The sequence below is a fragment of the Candidatus Kosakonia sp. 282A-S69 genome (assembly GCF_029433855.1).
GTDB classification, from domain to species: domain Bacteria; phylum Pseudomonadota; class Gammaproteobacteria; order Enterobacterales; family Enterobacteriaceae; genus Kosakonia; species Kosakonia cowanii_A.
Genome location: NZ_JAROAU010000003.1, coordinates 1,628,076 through 1,642,148, shown reverse-complemented (window position 1 = coordinate 1,642,148; position 14,073 = coordinate 1,628,076). Strand labels below are relative to the sequence as shown.

Here is a 14,073-nt window from a genome sequence, read left to right as displayed (position 1 = left end):
CCGCCTCCGGGAAATTAAAACGCAGCGAGTATAGCGCAGCGTTTCTATTTTAGAGAGCGAAACTAAAGCGAATGTAACTGCTCATACCGTTTACGGTATTCCCGCGGCCCGACGTGGTATTGCTGATGAAAAAGACGCGAAAAATAGAGTGCGTCGTCATAACCCACTACCTGGGCGATTTGCGAAATGGTCAGCTGCGTATGTTGTAATAACATCGCCGCCCGGCTCATCCGCTGCTTTTCACGCCAGCCCCAAATCGTCATGCCTATTTCCTGACGAAAAAGGTGTGCCAGCCGCGAGGATGAAAGATAGGCTTTCGCCGCCAGTTCGCTAATTGTCAGTTTAGCCGCCAGATTCTCATCCAGATATTGGCAAATAGCGTTAATGCGCGGGTCGACCGAAGCGCGATTGCTCGCCGGCTGCTGCTTGAAACAGTAAAGCAGCGCCTTCTCCAGGCTATTCATGGCGAGGATTTTATCGACTCTGTCTGGCGAGGAGTTAAGCCGAATCACCTCCTTCACCGCCGTTTTTAGCTGCGCGATAAAGTCCGGATCATTACTTTGCGTCAGGCCAATCTGATGCCAGTTTCGATCCCATTTCAGCCAGTCAATCCAGTAGGGACGCGGCATAAAATAGATCCACAGGTGATCCCAGTAACTGTTGTGCGCTTCACGGCCATAGTGATGCGGGCAGCCCGGCGGGAAGAGCAAAATATCGTTTTCCCGGCAGATAAACGTCTCGTTATTACGGTGAATAACCCCTGCGCCGCGCAGGGTGATATTTAAAATATAGCCCTTCATCCCCTGCTGGCGATTAATAAAAAAGTCCAGCTTATTGCCTTTGACGATAGGCGTATAACCCGCCACCAGATAAGCGTTGAAGGTGAAGCTGCGCATTAAGGGCGAGTAGATCAGCAATTCATCGTCGACGTCATTCATGGAAAGTGTTTGCGGCCACATTGTTGAGCGTCCTTACGCTAGCACAGGGTTAGATAAAAAGCCGCAGCCGCCTGCGGCGAGTCATTTATTTGGCAAATACACCACGCGAGAGATCCGCCGCCACGCGGTCATAAAAACCATCCAGCTTATAGAACCAGATCAGCGTCATATTCAGCACGGCGAGAATAAACGGGAAGAAGATAAACAAGAATTCAATCATATCAAGCACATGCTTTGACTGTTGAACGTTGCCGCCGCTGACAAAACCGGCCGCGCCGAGGATCCAGCCCACGCTTGCGCTGCCCAGCCCCATGCCGAGCGTCTGGCCTAACGTTCCGGCGCTGAATAAGATCCCCTCGATGCGCAGCCCGGTCTTCCACTCGCCGTAATCAATGGTATCCGCAAGGAAGGCGAACATGGTGGCACCGATGCCGCAAAAACCGATACTGCGCACCACGGTGGCGAGAATGACAAACAGCGAGCTGGTTTTATCAATTAACGGCAGTAGATAGGCAATGCTGCAAATGGTCAGTCCGAGCAGCGCTAAATTGCGTTTACCCAGGCGCTTAATGAGATAAGGAATAACGGAGAGCGTAATCAACCCCGGCAGATATTGCGCCACGCTAATCCACGACATCATCGAGACATCCTGCAAAATATAGCGCGAGTAGTAGACGCTGGTGGTTGAGAGCGCCGTTAAGCTGGTAAAGGTGATCAGCAGATAAAAGAAGATCATCAGCCAGTAGCGGTTTTTCAGCATCGACGCGGCAACGACCCCCGCGCGGATATTGTTGCGATTCTCCTTATTGACCGGTTTGATGCGCTCGCGCGTCCACGCCGCGGTTAATAACAGGCACAGGGCGGTAAAGAAACCGAAGATAGCGAAGACAATCACCCAGGAGGTGTGGCTATTTCCGAAGGCGGCAACCAGCGGTAGCGTAAATGCCCCAACCGTCAGCGAACCGCAGGTCGATAAGCCTTTACGGAAGACGCTTAAAATACCGCGCTGGTAGGTATCGCGGGTAATCAGCGCCAGCAGCGATCCATAGGCAATATTGTTGGCGGTGAAAAAAATGTTCGCCAGTAAATAGGTGACGCAAACATAGATAATCTTGCCGCTATCGCTGATGCCCGGCACCGTGGCCATTAAAAACGCCGACAAGCCAAATGGTACGGCGGTCCACAACACCCACGGGCGCGCTTTACCCAGCCGGGTATCGGTTTTGTCGATACGGATGCCGACGAAGACGCAGATAATGCCATCGACCACGCGGGCGAAAAACATCAGCGACCCAACCAGCACCGCTGAAATACCGACGACGTCGGTATAAAAGTAGGCCAGAAATGTCACCATCAATGTATAGGTTAAATTCGTGCCGTAATCACCCAGGCCAAAGGCGAAACGCTCACGAAAACCGGGCGTGCTGGTCTCGCTTTGCTGCTCTTCAATCGTTAATGCACTCATTTTGCACTCTCCACGAGAATAATTTGCACATCCCACTCTTTCAGGGCGATCGTCTCGTTTTGCCTGAGGCTTTTGCCACTAAATAGCAGTCGCCCTGCCGGTTCAGTAAAGGTGGCGGTTTGCGGCTCGCTACTGTAGTTGAAGTAATAGAGAAGGCTGTTTTCCTCTTTATCAATGCCGCGCTTGATAATCACCGGGAAGCTCTCTTCTGGCATGGTGTCGTGTTGATAAAGGGTGTTGCGCAGAACATGGCGATACACTTTTTCCAGGGCGGCGGGGGTTATATGGCAGCCAATATAGGTAGCCGTCCCCTGCCCATACCGGTTGTGCGTAATTGCCGCATACTGCTGCCAGTAAGGATGGTCGTAACCTGCCAGCACCTCGCTATTTTCGTCAGGGGTAATTAACTCCATCCAGTCGCTGATTTGCACCTCGTTGGCAGAAAGGTCGAGGATCTCTGAATGCAATAAGGTGCTGTCAGGATCAACGAAGAGTTGATAATGGGCACCAATCGCTTCGCTGATAATTCCCGGCTGTACGCAGGTGCGCACTTTCATATGCTCGTCGGCAAAGGCGGATTTGAAGGAGAAAATAGCGTGACCGCCCTGCGCAATATAACGATTAATCTCCTGTAAACGCTCGTCGCTGACGCTATAGAGCAGCGGGAAGATCAGCATCTCATAACGGAACAGGCGCGGGTCGTCGACGGCGATAATATCCACTTCGATATTCATCTTATAGAGCGTGTCGTAATAGTCGCGGAACAGGTCGTTATATTGGTGCAGCGCATCGCGACTAAACTGATGGCCGTGGTATGGGTGCCAGTCGATAGCGGTCAAACATTCGTTACTGATTACCAGCGCCACCCGGCTGCGGCGTGAGAAACGCGTTACGGTTGCCGCGTGCTGCTTGAACTCGGCGCCAATCGTACAGGCTTCGTGATAGACCGGATTGGGTTGCAGATCGTGGCTCAACAGCCCTTTCCAGTAGGTTTCGTAAGAGTTGTGAATCGAGTGCCAGTGCCAGTAACCCAGCAGCCTGGCACCGCTGGCGACATGGCTCCAGGCCTGAAGGCGCAGCTGGCCCGGGAAGGGTGTCCACTCTTTAAACGCCTGCGCCTGGGTTTCCAGCACAAAATAGGTTTGGTCTTTTGTTACCCTCGCGAGATCGCCGGTAAAAGAAATTTCCGCACCCGTGAGTTGAAACTGGCTCGGGTGATAGACATCGACGCCAGTAATATCCAGCACGCTGGCAGTTTTAAAATGATCGACCTCGGCCCGAATACCATACGACCAGTTGCGCCAGTCAAAATCAAAGTTGTGGGTAATAAACTGCGTATCGCTTTTATAGCCTTTCACAATCTCAGCCTGCCAGCCGAGAAAACGCGTCACCAGCGAGCGCTGAAATTGTTTAAAGGCGCAGCCGAGGCTGGCATTAATCGTGCCCTCTATTGGCGGGAAATCTTCCCAGGCATCGATGCGGTTACTCCAGTAATCGAGGCCAAAGGCGTGATTCATCTTCTCAGTACTGTTGTTGAACTCTTTTTTGAGGTATTTCAAGAACTCGATTTGCGCCCCGGCTGAGCAGGTGTCGTAATATTTGGTTTCGTTGTCGATCTGAAAGCCAATGACTGCCGGATGGTTCGCCGTTGCCGCTAATAAGGCGCGAATAATACGCTCGGCGTACCATAAAAAAGCGGGATGGGTAATATCCATCTTTTGCCGATGACCGTAGACATTTTTCCCGCTACTGGTGGTAGCCATCACATCCGGATATTTTTTTGCCAGCCACGTCGGTAAGGCATATGTCGGCGTGCCGATAATTACGGCGATACCGTTTTTATGCATCTCATCCAGTACGGTAAGCACGGAACTGAAATCAAACTCCCCTTCCTGCGGCTCAAAGGTGCTCCAGGTGCTCTCAGCGATCCGCACATAATTAATTCCTGCCTCTTTCATCAATTTTATATCGTCGTGCAGGCGTTCCATGGGCAAATATTCGCGGTAATAGGCGGCACCAAACAGTAATTTATCCATCAGCTTCTCCTCATTGTTACCGGCAACATATCGCAGAACATTCCGGGCCGGATGAAATTAGCTGCTAGCAACATTGAGAAATCTGCTATCGCCTTCAGGAGCGGAGATGGCTCACATTTTTAGCCATGGCGCGTGGACAAAAGAGGCCTTCTCAACTTGTGCGCTATAGCGCACAGTGCTATCTTGCGCGGATGTTATAACGCACAAGGTACCTTCATGCGCCCGGTCACACTCTCCTTCTCATCTTATCTTCCTGTTAACAGCGTGCTGGCGGGATTTGTCGCCGTGCTGGTCGGCTATGCCAGCTCTGCGGCAATCATCTGGCAGGCCGCCTCCGCTGCGGGAGCAACCCCTGCGCAGATCGCTGGCTGGATGACCGCCCTCGGCGTGGCAATGGGTGTCAGCACGCTGGTGCTGAGCGTCTGGTATCGCATGCCGGTGTTAACCGCGTGGTCGACGCCGGGGGCGGCGCTGCTGGCAACCAGTTTGCAGGGCGTTTCACTTAATGAAGCGGTTGGCATCTTCATCTTTGCTAATGGGCTGATTGTGCTCTGCGGCGTGACCGGCCTGTTTGCCCGCCTGATGAAGATTATTCCACCGACGCTGGCCGCCGCGATGCTGGCAGGTATCCTGCTGCGTTTTGGTTTGCAGGCGTTTTCGCACCTTCAGGGGGATGTGCTGCTCGGCGGCTCGATGCTGCTGGCGTGGTGGGCCAGCAGAGCGATTGCGCCGCGCTACGCGATTGTCGCTACGCTGCTGACAGGCGCACTGATCGCCTGGCTGAGCGGGGACGTCACGCCACAGGCCATCAGCCTCGCCCCCGTTGCGCCGCAGTTTACCGCGCCGGTGTTTCACTGGGCGTCGCTGGTCAGCATCGGCCTGCCCTTTTTTCTGGTCACCATGGCATCGCAGAATGCGCCCGGGTTCGCCACGATGCAGGCCGCAGGGTATACGCCTGCGGTGTCGCCGGTGATGATCTTTATCGGCGCACTGGCGCTGCTGCTCGCGCCGTTTGGCGTCTTTTCGGTGTCGATTGCTGCCATTACCGCGGCAATTTGCCAAAGCCCGGATGCGCATCCTGATGCCAGCAAACGCTGGTTAGCCGCCGCGGCCGCTGGTCTGTTCTATCTGCTGGCCGGGCTGTTTGGTGGCTCGATCACCAGCGTGCTGGCGGCGCTGCCCACAAGCGGATTACAGATGCTGGCGGGGCTTGCGCTGCTTGGGGCCATCAGCGGCAGTCTGCACCAGGCGCTGAATGCCCCACGCGAACGCGATGCGGCAATCGTTACTTTTTTAGTCACCGCCAGCGGCGTCACCCTGCTCGGGCTGGGGTCTGCCTTCTGGGGGCTGGTTTTCGGCGGTCTCTGCTATTTTGCCTTCAGCCGGGGGCGTTACGCCTGAGCAACGAAACAGGTGACTTTTTATCCACTCCTGATCATAATTCGTACAGAGTCATTCCATTTAGTTATGAAATGACTTCACTCTACAGCGGATCTGTATCGAATGATTGAAAGGAGTCTTTTGGTGAAAACTGCCACTTACCTGTTTTTTATGTTCGCGCTTGCGGCCCTGCATCCGTCGTCGCTCGCCGATACCCTTACTGATTATCGTCTGTCACTCGCCGCACATCCGATCAATTATGTGCGGCTGGACACCCGCGAAATGCCCGGCGTAAAGCTGCAGCGCTATGTGCTCCATTCGCAAAACTGGTCCCCGCAGGATGGGGTACACCCGGCACGCTGGGAGCACCGGGTGGATATCTACCTTCCCGGTGCCGCCAAACCCACGGTTGCGCTGATGGTGGTGAATAACGATGCCGGCAGAACGACCTGTTTCAACGAAGCATCGCTGGCGCGCATTGCCCTTGCCACCCACACCGTGGTGGTGTCGGTCAGCAATGTCCCGAATCAGCCGCTGCATTATCAGGGCCACTCTACGCCGCTGACAGAAGATGACAGCGTAGCCTACAGCTGGAAACGCTTCATGGAGAGTGGCGATGCGCCATTGCAGATCCCGATGTCTGCATCGGTATCTCAGGCATTCAGGCTGGTAAAACGGGAGCTTTCGCCACAGAAAATCGGGAAGTTCATCGTCACCGGCGCATCAAAGCGTGGCTGGGCGGCGTGGCTTGCGGCGATCGCCGACCCGGATGTGATCGCCGTGGTGCCGTTTGCCGTCGATATGCTGAACACCCGCGCCGCGCTGGATCATATCTATCGCTCCTACGGCAACAACTGGCCGGTTGCGTTTTACCCCTACTATCGTCAGCAGATCGACCTGCAGATCGCCACCGATGCTTTTGCCCGGCTGATGCGCGTACTCGATCCTGTGGCCTATTTATCCAGCAAAGCGGGCGAGCGGCTGAAAATGAAGAAGTATGTGATTAATGCCAGCGGGGATGATTTTTACACCCCGGACAACAGCCGCTTCTACTACCCGCGCTTACCAGGTGAGAAGTCGCTGCGCATCGTCGCTAACGCGTCCCATGAGGCGGCTCTTTCCGTCGCCGAGCCGGCGTTGATCGCTTTCGTTAACCGCTTCCAGGCGCGTAAAGCCCTGCCCGCCATCACCGAGCGCCGCCAGGATAACAATCACCTGCGACTCCACTTCTCCGAGCAGCCGGAGAAAGTGGTCGTCTGGCGCGCCAACAACCCGCTTGCCCGGGATTTTCGTTATGTCTGCGGTGTACGTTATGAAGCCTCCCCACCGCCCGCGATGTCAGGCAATATGCTGAGCGTGGCGCTGACGGAGCCGGAACAGGGGTGGCAGGCGACATTTGTGGAAGCAACCTTCAGCGATGGCTTTGTGGCGACAAGCCAGGCCTATATCACGCCGGATGAGCGCTACCCGGAGGCGGCACCCTCTTCGCAAGGCGGGGCCTGCCGCACGCTGCCTGGGCGCGGTTTTACCCCGGAGCCGTCGAAGGCGAATTAACCGTTGCGCGTCGCGCGCAGCTGCGAAGGCGTGATCCCCTTCGCCGCTTTAAAGCGGTTGCTAAAGTGGCTTGCGGAGTTGAAACCGCAGGCCAGCGCGATATCGGTTAACGACTGATTACTGCTCAGCAGCAGCGCTTTCGCACGCGCCATACGGCGCTGCATCACAAACTGGTGCGGGGCCACGCCCATGGAGTGGCGAAACATCCGCGCGAAGTGGTACTCGCTGAGCGGCACCTGCGCGGCGAGATCGCAGAGCAGCAGGGGCTCGCCAAGATGCGCTTCGATATACTCCAGCACATTGCGCAGCGCGACGGGTGCCAGGCCGCCGGTTACCGTCGGCAGCTGCCACTGCACATTGGTGTAGTGCTGAACCAGGTGCGTCAGCAACAGCGTCGACGCGGTGCTGAGCGTCAGCTGGTTGGCGTTTTGCTGCCAGTCGCAGCCGAGTAAAAACTGGCGATAGAGCGCGGTGATGCGTGCATCCTGGGAAAATGTCTTTTCATCGAGGGTAAAAGCTGCCGGGCTGCGATCCCACACCTTCTCCCCCACCTCGCGCAGATGCTCATCGGTGCAGTAGAGGTGAACAAAGGCGAGGTTGTCGCGAATATCCCACACCGATTCACTCTCTTTTGGCATTAAACAGAAACGATCCGGCCCGCCGCCGTTTTTCCAGCCAGAGGCCGTTTTGTGGTAGCTCTCATAACCGTCGGCAATGTAAAGACTGAGGGTGTGGTGGTTGCAATACTGCGTGATGGTGTCGCGTTTGTTAGACCAGGCCGCCAGCTGAATCCCGTCGTGCAGCGCCACCGAGTTATGCAGTACGGCGTTGTGTTTGCGCAGGTTTTCAAAGGCGTCATAGGTATCAGGCATTTGCGGCACTTATCATTTCTCAACCAGATCCCCAGTCTATGAAGAGCGAATCGCAGAAGCCAGCCTTGTGTAAAGAAAAGCGCAAGAATATGCAAGTTGCCCGCAAGCGTGTGCAAGCCAGGGACGCCGCGCCAGACGACAATGGCGGTTCATAAAAGCGAACAGGAAGCGATATGAACGCATTACTTTATGGTCTGGTGGTGGTGATTTGGGGCACAACGTGGATTGCTATTTTTCTGCAGCAGGGGCCGGTGGCGGCACCGGTGTCGATCTTCTGGCGCTTTGCGCTGGCGACTGCGGTGATGATGCTGGTATTGCTGGCGCGGCGCAAACTGCGCGCCCTGTCGCGGCGCGATCACCTCTTCTGCCTGTTGCAGGGCGCCTGCGTCTTTGGCTTCAACTTCTGGTGCTTTTACACCGCCGCGGCGTGGATTAATACCGGGCTGGAGTCGGTGATTTTCTCTATGGCGGTGCTGTTTAACGCGGTGAACAGTTTCCTCTTCTTCGGGCAGAGGCCACCTGCGCGCTTTTTTGCCGCCGCACTGATGGGGCTGGCCGGCATCATCACGCTCTTCTGGCAAGATTTGGTGACCAGCGGCTGGAGCAGCAACGTGTTATTGGGGGTTGCGCTATCGGCGCTTGGCACGCTCGGCTTTTCGTTTGGCAATATGATCAGCCTGCGCCATCAGCGCAGCGGGCTTGAGATCGCCACCACCAACAGCTGGGCGATGTTCTACGGCACGCTGATTATGGGCTCGGTTGCGCTGCTGCGCGGCGACGATTTTACGCCGCTGTGGAGCGTCAGCTATCTTGGCGCGCTGGTCTACCTTGCCCTGTTTGGCTCGGTGATTGGTTTTGGCGCCTACTTCACGCTGGTTGGTCGCATCGGGCCCGGAAAAGCGGCTTACAGCACGCTGATTTTTCCCCTGGTGGCGCTGACCGTTTCAACCTTCTATGAGGGATACCAGTGGCATGCGCAGGGTGTACTGGGGCTGGGGCTTATCCTGACGGGCAACCTGGTGATGTTTACCCGCCCAAAGAGGTGGTTTGAGCGGCGTAAACCGTCACTCTGTTGAGAAAATGCCGCCTGCGGGACAGGCGGCAAAGCGCTTACTTTTTCAGATCCACCTGCCAGAAGAGGTGTTTGCCAAACGGGTCGACCTCATAGCCCTGCACCTCTTTGCGCACCGGCTCGAAAATTGTCGAGTGGGCAATCATTACCGCCGGCATCTGGTCATGCATCATCTGCTGCGCCTGTTTGTAAAGTGCGACGCGTTTGTCGTGATCGGTCGTTGCCTTCGCCTCGGCAATCAGCCGATCGAACGATTCGTTGCACCACTTCGCCGAGTTAGAGCCGCCGTTGGCAGCGGTGCAGGTAAAGAGCGGGCCGAAGAAGTTATCCGGGTCGCCGGTGGCGGTGGTCCAGCCCATTAACGCCGCCTGGTGTTCGCCACTCTTCACCCGCTTGAGGTATTCGCCCCACTCATAGGTGACCACTTTCGCCTGCACACCCACTTTTGCCCAGTCTGCCTGAATCATTTCTGCCATGCGCTTGGCGTTCGGATTATAGGGGCGCTGCACCGGCATCGCCCACAGATCGATGGTGGTGCCCGGCGGCAGCCCCGCCTCCTTCAGCAGCGCCTTCGCTTTTTCCGGGTCGTAGTCGTAATCTTTCAGCTCGCTGTCCGCACTCCAGACGCCGGGCGGGAGCAGGTTCTTCGCCGCCGTGCCGGTACCCTGGAAGACGGCTTTGATGATTGCCGGTTTGTTGATCGCCATCGCCAGCGCCTGGCGCACTTTCACATTATCCAGCGGCGCTTTTTGCGTGTTAAACGCGAGGAAGCCGGTATTCAGCCCCGCTTTGCTCATCAGCGTAATCTCTTTGTTCTCTTTCAGACGCGGCAGATCGGCAGGATTGGGGAACGGCATCACCTGACACTCATTTTTCTCCAGCTTCGCTACACGCACCGAGGCATCCGGCGTGATGCTGAACACCAGACGGTCGATTTTCGAACGCCCCTGCCAGTAATCGTCAAAGGCGGTGAAGAGGATACGGGAGTCTTTCTGGTACTGCGCCAGGCGGAACGGCCCGGTGCCGACCGGATCGCTGTCGACGCGCTGCGGTGTGCCGGCTTTTAACATCGCATCGGCATATTCGGCAGAGAGAATCGAGGCGAAGTACCAGGCGAGATCGGCGACAAACGGCGCTTCCGGGTGCGCCAGCGTAAAGCGCACCGTGTGATCGTCCACTTTATCGATGGCGGTAATCAGGGAGCCAAATTCGAGGCTTTCAAAGTTGGAGTAAGTGCCGTTAGAGACGTTGTGATAGGGGTTTTTCGCATCTTTTTGCCGCATAAACGAGAAAATCACATCGTCAGCATTAAAGTCCCGCGTTGGCTTAAAGTATTTATTGCTCTGAAATTTCACGTTTTTGCGCAGATGAAAGGTGTAGACCTTGCCATCTTCACTGACCTCCCAGCGCTCGGCCAGGCTCGGCTGTAACTCGGTGGTGCCGGCTTTAAAATCGACCAGCCGGTTATAGACCGGAACCGCGCTGGCATCGACGCTGGTGCCGGAGGTGTAAAGCTGCGGGTTGAAGTTTTCCGGTGAGCCTTCGGAGCAATAAACCAGTGTTTTCGCCGCCACAGAAGAAGTGACTATCAACGTGGTCAACGCCAGAGCAAGTGTTGTCGGTTTGCTAATCATAGTGTTTCCTGTTGTTTTATTTTTAATGCTTGTTGTTTGCCTGCTCATAAATAACATTAAAGTGAAATTGCAAACACCTGATAATACGAATAAAGAAGGAATCACTATGCCCTCGCCGCTAGCCAGTCAATTAACGCAGCGCTTCTTTCGCTACCTGAGTATCACCAGCCAGAGCGACGCAAATGCCACCACCCTTCCCACTACGCCCGGCCAGTTTGATATGGCTCGTGAGCTGGCCAACGAGTTGAAATCTCTCGGTCTTGACGAGATTGTTATCGACGATCGCGCCACCGTTACGGCGGTGAAAAAAGGCAATGTTGATGGCGCGCCGCGCATCGGGTTTATCACCCATATCGATACCGTTGATGTCGGTTTGTCACCGCATATTCATCCGCAGATCCTGCGTTTTGAGGGTGAAGATCTCTGTCTGAATGCCAGAGAGGCTATCTGGCTGCGCGTGCAGGAGCATCCGGAGATCCTTTCTTATCCCGGCGAAGAGATTATTTTCAGCGACGGCACCAGCGTGCTCGGTGCGGATAATAAAGCCGCCGTAACGGTGGTGATGACGCTGCTGGAGAACCTGACGGCCGCACAGCGTCATGGCGATATTGTGGTAGCCTTTGTTCCCGATGAAGAGGTGGGGCTGCGCGGTGCGAAGGCGCTGGATCTGGCGCGTTTTGCGGTCGATTTCGCATGGACAATCGACTGCTGCGAGCTGGGCGAGATTGTTTACGAGAACTTTAATGCTGCCAGCGCGCAGATCGACTTTACCGGCGTCACCGCGCACCCGATGTCGGCCAAAGGCGTGCTGGTTAACCCGCTGCTGATGGCAATGGATTACATCAGCCATTTTGACCGCCAGCAGACGCCGGAAAATACAGAGGGCCGGGAAGGCTATATCTGGTTTAACGGCATGGAAGCGGTTCAGGGGCACGCCAGCCTGACCGCCAGCATTCGCGATTTTGATAAAGAACGTTTTGCCCGCCGCAAAGCGCAGATTGGTGAAGTCGCTGAGATGATTGCCGCGCAATACCCGACGGCAAAAGTGGCGTACCGCGTCAGCGATATCTACAGCAATATCAGTAATGCGATTGGTGAAGACCGCCGTGCCATCGATCTGCTGTTCGAGGCGATGGAGAGGCTCGGCATCACGCCGAAACCGACGCCGATGCGCGGCGGTACGGACGGTGCGGCGCTTTCGGCTAAGGGCTTGTTAACACCAAACTTCTTTACCGGCGCGCACAACTTCCACTCGCGCTTTGAGTTTTTACCCCTGCGCGCGTTTGAAGCCTCCTACAACGTGGCATTGCAGCTCTGCCTGCTGGCGGCCCGTTAAGATGATGCAGCCCGGTAACGGGCTGCTTTTTATCACGGTAATTTACGCGCCAGCAGCGTGGCGAAGCGCAGTTTGATGCGGTTGCCCTGCTCATCGGTGCGGTGCAGCTCCCCCACCTCTTCGTTATATTTCAACAGCTCCCAGCCTGCGTAGTAGCCGCGCAGTTCGCCCTCTTTGAACGCAAACGGAAAGCCGACGTTGCAGGGAAAATCAGCGGTATCCATCGCCGCGACAATCAGGTTATGGCCGCCCGGTCTGGTGCAGCGCTGCATATTGGCAATCAGCCCCGGAATGGTTTTCGCTTCCAGAAACATCATCACCACGGTTGAGAGAATAAAGTTATATTCCCCCTCGAAGCTCAGGCTGTTTAAATCAACGCTGTCGATATGCAGGTTATTCAGCCCTTCCGCTTCGCGGATGCGTTGCAGATTGCTCAGACTATTGGGGTTTTTATCCCATGCCGTTACCTCAAAGCCTCTGTTCGCCAGGTAGAGGCTGTTGCGCCCGTTACCGCAGCCGAGATCGAGCGCCTTGCCCGGCGTAATGTAGTTCATCGCGTTCAGCACTTCCGAGTGCGTCGGGGTCATACCATATTTTTCAGTAAAGTAGTTCTCATCACGCATAGTCATTATTCACAGCCTTTAATGGGTATTTTGAATGCATTTTATGAATTTCACCCGTTGATAGCCAGCGCGCGAATTTTTGCTACGGTTAAATGATGACATCCGGAGAAGATAAGCATGAGCAAATACCGCCTCAGTGATGAGACGCGCCTCTTCAGCTACGCACTTGGCGGCGAGAAAAAGAGCGTCGCGCTGCGCCAGATTATCGCCCTGCGCGATTTTAATGATGTCACCGCCGGCAGCGCGGGCGGCTGGGTTGATGATGAGCAGGTGCTCGATCAGCAGGGGGATTGCTGGATCTACGATCAAAACAGCATGGTGTTTGCGGGGTGCCGCATCCGGGGCAGTGCGCGTATTACGCGGCCCTGCATCATCTGCCTCAATGTCGAGATCGGCGATAACGCCTGGGTGGATGAGTGTGAATTAAGCCACGGTGCGATTTTAAGTGACAACGTCACGGTGCGTTCTTCCACCGTGCGCGGTGTCTGTCGGCTGCGCGGTGAGGCGCGTATTCTCAGCGGTTGCGACATCATCGCCGCGCGCGGGTTAACCCAGGAGCATGAACAGGTGCTGCAAATTTACGATCGCGCGACGGTCAGCCATTCGCGCGTGGTTCATCAGGCGCAAATTTATGGCGATGCCATCGTCAATTACGCCTTTATTGAGCACCGCGCTGAGGTGTTCGATTTCGCCCTGCTCGACGGGAATGAGATCAATGATGTCTGGGTGTGCGACTGCGCCAAAGTCTACGGTCACGCCAGGGTGATTGCCGGGCGGCAGGAGGATGAAATCCCTACCCTTCGCTACAGCGCGCAGGTGGCGGAAAATGCGCGCGTTGAGGGCAACTGCGTGCTGAAACATCACGTATTGGTTGGCGGCCATGCGCAGCTGCGCGGCGGGCCGTTACAGCTCGATGAAAAGGTAGTGATTCAGGGCAATGCGCGCATTGAAGGGAGTGTGATCATCGCCCACGAGGTGGCGATCGCCGATAATGCTGTGATTATCGCCGCAGAGGATGAGAGCCTGCTGCTGCGCGGACCGAAAGTGGTCAACGGCGAGCAGCACATTACCCGCACCCCGCTGGTCGGCTCGCTCTGATGGGCCGGCATAAATTTATTTTCATCCGCCGGGAATAAACCGCCGCGCCCTTCGTCTTATCTGCT

11 protein-coding genes are annotated in these 14,073 nt (G+C 55.7%); 5 read left to right on the top strand and 6 right to left on the bottom strand.

From position 1 onward, the window contains the following. Positions 1-62 precede the first annotated feature (62 nt). The 3 genes from araC to PU683_RS13425 all read right to left on the bottom strand — a co-directional run bounded on the left by araC (position 63) and on the right by PU683_RS13425 (position 4,439). Entirely contained in the window at positions 63-959 is an 897-nt protein-coding gene (araC, locus tag PU683_RS13435; RefSeq protein WP_277172221.1) for an arabinose operon transcriptional regulator AraC, read from the bottom strand. A 64-nt stretch (positions 960-1,023) separates the two neighbouring features. Next, positions 1,024-2,403: an MFS transporter gene (locus PU683_RS13430; RefSeq protein ID WP_277172219.1), complete on the bottom strand. Its 1,380-nt coding sequence runs from the start codon at positions 2,401-2,403 to the stop codon at positions 1,024-1,026. Then, on the bottom strand, positions 2,400-4,439 hold the full coding sequence (locus PU683_RS13425) for a beta-galactosidase (RefSeq protein WP_277172217.1): 2,040 nt from the start codon (positions 4,437-4,439) through the stop codon (positions 2,400-2,402). The genes PU683_RS13430 and PU683_RS13425 overlap by 4 nt, the downstream gene beginning before the upstream one ends. Positions 4,440-4,655: 216 nt before the next feature. Between PU683_RS13425 and PU683_RS13420 the strand changes: the two genes are divergently transcribed. After that, positions 4,656-5,840 carry a benzoate/H(+) symporter BenE family transporter gene (locus tag PU683_RS13420; RefSeq protein ID WP_277172215.1) on the top strand — a complete coding sequence of 395 codons (1,185 nt, stop codon included), beginning with the start codon at positions 4,656-4,658 and terminating at the stop codon, positions 5,838-5,840. Positions 5,841-5,963: 123 nt separating this feature from the next. After that, a complete protein-coding gene (locus tag PU683_RS13415) occupies positions 5,964-7,373 on the top strand; it encodes a PhoPQ-activated protein PqaA family protein (protein WP_277172213.1) in 1,410 nt (469 codons plus the stop codon). Here PU683_RS13415 and PU683_RS13410 read toward each other — a convergent pair. Then, positions 7,370-8,245 (bottom strand): helix-turn-helix domain-containing protein, encoded by an 876-nt coding sequence (locus PU683_RS13410; protein WP_277172211.1) that lies wholly within the window; start codon positions 8,243-8,245, stop codon positions 7,370-7,372. The two genes, PU683_RS13415 and PU683_RS13410, sit on opposite strands and share 4 nt — an antisense overlap. A 173-nt stretch (positions 8,246-8,418) precedes the next feature. Between PU683_RS13410 and PU683_RS13405 the strand changes: the two genes are divergently transcribed. Continuing rightward, positions 8,419-9,321, top strand: coding sequence for a DMT family transporter (locus tag PU683_RS13405; protein ID WP_277172209.1), 903 nt, complete (start codon positions 8,419-8,421; stop codon positions 9,319-9,321). 34 nt (positions 9,322-9,355) lie between these two features. On the opposite strand, the gene PU683_RS13400 is transcribed toward PU683_RS13405, so the two are convergent. Then, complete coding sequence (locus PU683_RS13400; RefSeq protein WP_277172207.1) at positions 9,356-10,951, bottom strand: ABC transporter substrate-binding protein; 1,596 nt, start codon at positions 10,949-10,951, stop codon at positions 9,356-9,358. Between the two features lie 106 nt (positions 10,952-11,057). Between PU683_RS13400 and pepT the strand changes: the two genes are divergently transcribed. Beyond that, the gene (gene pepT, locus PU683_RS13395) at positions 11,058-12,287 is read left to right on the top strand and encodes a peptidase T (protein WP_277172205.1); all 1,230 of its coding nucleotides are present in this window, start codon (positions 11,058-11,060) and stop codon (positions 12,285-12,287) included. 32 nt (positions 12,288-12,319) lie between these two features. On the opposite strand, the gene tehB is transcribed toward pepT, so the two are convergent. Continuing rightward, a complete protein-coding gene (gene tehB, locus PU683_RS13390; RefSeq protein WP_277172204.1) occupies positions 12,320-12,916 on the bottom strand; it encodes a tellurite resistance methyltransferase TehB in 597 nt (198 codons plus the stop codon). A 111-nt stretch (positions 12,917-13,027) separates the two neighbouring features. Between tehB and ydcK the strand changes: the two genes are divergently transcribed. Next, positions 13,028-14,008 carry a YdcK family protein gene (ydcK, locus tag PU683_RS13385; RefSeq protein WP_277172202.1) on the top strand — a complete coding sequence of 327 codons (981 nt, stop codon included), beginning with the start codon at positions 13,028-13,030 and terminating at the stop codon, positions 14,006-14,008. Positions 14,009-14,073 lie beyond the last annotated feature (65 nt).

Coding starts and splice junctions, on each gene's coding strand:
- araC (WP_277172221.1), bottom strand. CDS start 959: ATGTGGCCGCAAACACTTTCCATGAATGACGTCGACGATGAATTGCTG.
- PU683_RS13405 (WP_277172209.1), top strand. CDS start 8,419: ATGAACGCATTACTTTATGGTCTGGTGGTGGTGATTTGGGGCACAACG.
- PU683_RS13430 (WP_277172219.1), bottom strand. CDS start 2,403: ATGAGTGCATTAACGATTGAAGAGCAGCAAAGCGAGACCAGCACGCCC.
- PU683_RS13410 (WP_277172211.1), bottom strand. CDS start 8,245: ATGCCTGATACCTATGACGCCTTTGAAAACCTGCGCAAACACAACGCC.
- PU683_RS13400 (WP_277172207.1), bottom strand. CDS start 10,951: ATGATTAGCAAACCGACAACACTTGCTCTGGCGTTGACCACGTTGATA.
- pepT (WP_277172205.1), top strand. CDS start 11,058: ATGCCCTCGCCGCTAGCCAGTCAATTAACGCAGCGCTTCTTTCGCTAC.
- PU683_RS13420 (WP_277172215.1), top strand. CDS start 4,656: ATGCGCCCGGTCACACTCTCCTTCTCATCTTATCTTCCTGTTAACAGC.
- tehB (WP_277172204.1), bottom strand. CDS start 12,916: ATGACTATGCGTGATGAGAACTACTTTACTGAAAAATATGGTATGACC.
- ydcK (WP_277172202.1), top strand. CDS start 13,028: ATGAGCAAATACCGCCTCAGTGATGAGACGCGCCTCTTCAGCTACGCA.
- PU683_RS13425 (WP_277172217.1), bottom strand. CDS start 4,439: ATGGATAAATTACTGTTTGGTGCCGCCTATTACCGCGAATATTTGCCC.